Raw genomic sequence first — 2,666 nt, 5'->3', positions numbered from 1 at the left:
GATAGCGGTCTGACAGTCGATATCTCAGGTGACTGACACACCGCGATCGCGAGCAGGCTCACTCCTACATTGAACGGCGGCGATCCAGACCAATCACTAGCAACCCCACCAGCACAAACCCCACCAGTATCCCCCCGGCATTCGCCAGCACCTGTGGATAACCCAGCACCGCCACATCAATGAACGGATACGCATAGGCGCCGAGCAGGTGCCCGCGCAGCAAGGCGTAGATGAAATACACCAGCGGATAGATCAGCCATAGCGGCAAGTGCCACAGGCGCAACGTCCCTTTGGGTACGCAGCGCCACCAATAGCCGAGAAACAGCAGCGGCATGACGTCATGGAGCAATTCATCAGCGATGAACTGCCAGCCCTCGGGGTGCCACAAATGCCGCAACAGAATGCTGTAGGCCAGACCAACCACGGCGATACTTACCGCGATGCCACTGCTGACCCACGGTTGCAGAAACCAGCGCCGCGTCGCGGATTCACGCTCGCTCACGGCGCAGGTCAGCACCGTCGCCACCAGGGTGTTGGTCAATATGGTGAAGTAGCTGAAGAAACTCACCAGCCCGCCCAGCAGGCTGGCGCCGATGCTCAATCTTGCGAAGAAGATCAGGTACAGCTGAATCGTCAATCCAGCCCAGCCCAGTGCGGCCAGGCAGGTGATCAGGCGTCGCCGCCTCGCGCTGTCCATCTCAAAGCGGTCGCTTGGTGCGCATGAGTTTCACGTACAGGCGCTCGACCTTCTCCCGCGCCCAAGGGGTTTTACGCAGGAAGGTCAGGCTCGACTTGATGCTCGGGTCGCTCTTGAAGCAACGGATGTCGATCCGCTCCGCCAGCCCCGACCACTCGTAGTGAGCGACCAGTGCATTGAGGATCTGTTCGAGGGTCACGCCATGCAGCGGATCGGGAGTCTGTTCGTTCATGCCGGGCCTTTGGGCAAAGTGGAATGCGTAAAGCCGCGCACCTTAGCCGAGGGGCTGGGCGGGTGGAAGGCCTTCCTGCAAATGTAGGCCAACCCGGAAAGATCGCAGGCTGTGACCCGACTCACAATGCGCCCGTTTGCCGCACTGTTACCGAATCCGAAACGCTGCATGTCTGCAAAAGCCCTTTCTCAATTTGTTACAGATCATTATCCTGCCGCCCTTCCGCTGAAACGCTTCACTGCCTGCGACAATCTGAAGCGTTCGGCCTGCACCCGAAAAACATCAAAAAAAGACTTATTCATGGCTGATTTTTCCTTTTCCCGAGATAGCGCTATCTCCATTCTGCGCACCCTTGGCGGCTGCACCGCTCTTGGTTTTGCCACCTGCACCTTGGCAAACCCGGCCTTCGACAGTGAATCACCGTACATGCTCGGTGACTGGAACGGCACACGCACAGCACTCGCGGAAAAAGGCTACGCGTTCAAACTCGATTACACCGGCGAGATGGGCAGCAACCTGCACGGTGGCTACGACCACGATCGCACCGCGCGCTACAGCGATCAGTTCGGCCTCGGCACCCATCTGGATCTGCAGAAGATCCTCGGCTGGGACGATGCCGAATTTCAGTTGACCATCACCAAGCGCAGCGGCAACAACATCAGCAATGACCGCATCAACGATCCGCGTGTCGGCGGCTTCACCTCGGCCCAAGAAGTCTGGGGCCGTGGCCAGACCACGCGCCTGACGCAGATGTGGTATCAGCAGAAATTCTTCGATCAGACGCTCGACATCAAGGTTGGCCGTTTCGGCGAGGGCGAAGACTTCAACAGCTTCCCCTGCGACTTCCAGAACCTGGCCTTCTGCGGCTCGCAGGTTGGCAACTGGGTCGGTGGCATCTGGTACAACTGGCCGGTCAGCCAATGGGCGCTGCGGGTCAAATATCACCTGACGCCGGAGCTGTACGCGCAGGTCGGCGCTTACGAGCAGAACCCGTCGAACCTCGATCGCGGCAACGGCTTCAAACTCAGCGGCAGCGGCACTCAGGGCGCGATCCTGCCGGTCGAACTGGTGTGGACGCCGAAGCTCAACGGCCTGCCGGGCGAATATCGCGCCGGTTATTACTACAGCAACGCCAAGGCCTCGGATGTCTATAAAGATCGCAATGACCAGCCGGCAGCGCTGAGCGGCGAAGCCTACCGCAGCGCGTCGAGCAAGCACGGCGTGTGGCTGGGCCTGCAACAGCAAGTCACCAGTGTCGCCAGCGACAACAGCCGTGGTTTGAGCCTGTTCGCCAACGCGACGATGCACGACAAGAAAACCAATGCCATCGACAACTACGTGCAGGCCGGCCTGACCTACAAGGGTCCATTCGACGCCCGCGCCAAAGACGACATCGGTTTCGCCCTGGCCCGCGTCCACGTCAACCCGGCCTATCGCAAGAACGCCGAAATGACTAACCGCGCCAACGCCATCTACGACTACGACAACCCAGGTTTTCTGCCACCGCAGGACACCGAGTACAGCGCCGAGTTGTATTACGGCGTGCACGTTACCAACTGGCTGACCGTGCGCCCGAACCTGCAATACATCCGCCACCCCGGTGGCGTGAACGACGTCGACGACGCCCTGATCGGCGGGATCAAGATCCAGTCGTCGTTCTAAAGATCTGCACACATCCAATGTAGGAGTGAGCCTGCTCGCGATAGCGCTGTTTCAGCCACTGGAGATGTCGCCTGT

Annotated in this window: 3 protein-coding genes; 1 reads left to right on the top strand and 2 read right to left on the bottom strand. The window is 59.6% G+C overall.

The window, feature by feature from the left end; all coding sequences use genetic code 11:
• Positions 1 to 64: 64 nt before the first annotated feature.
• Both DCO47_RS26520 and DCO47_RS26515 read right to left on the bottom strand, forming a co-directional pair.
• On the bottom strand, positions 65 to 697 hold the full coding sequence (locus DCO47_RS26520) for a Pr6Pr family membrane protein (RefSeq protein ID WP_116659267.1): 633 nt from the start codon (positions 695 to 697) through the stop codon (positions 65 to 67).
• A 1-nt stretch (position 698) separates the two neighbouring features.
• Complete coding sequence (locus DCO47_RS26515; RefSeq protein ID WP_042608309.1) at positions 699 to 929, bottom strand: VF530 family DNA-binding protein; 231 nt, start codon at positions 927 to 929, stop codon at positions 699 to 701.
• A gap of 300 nt (positions 930 to 1,229) precedes the next feature.
• On the opposite strand from DCO47_RS26515, the gene DCO47_RS26510 reads away from it, so the two are divergent.
• Positions 1,230 to 2,591, top strand: coding sequence for a carbohydrate porin (locus DCO47_RS26510; RefSeq protein ID WP_116659266.1), 1,362 nt, complete (start codon positions 1,230 to 1,232; stop codon positions 2,589 to 2,591).
• Positions 2,592 to 2,666: the final 75 nt, after the last annotated feature.

Origin of the sequence: Pseudomonas sp. NDM (genome assembly GCF_003105095.1) — a bacterium.
Classification (GTDB): domain Bacteria; phylum Pseudomonadota; class Gammaproteobacteria; order Pseudomonadales; family Pseudomonadaceae; genus Aquipseudomonas; species Aquipseudomonas moraviensis_A.
This window is presented reverse-complemented; position numbering and strand designations above follow the sequence as displayed.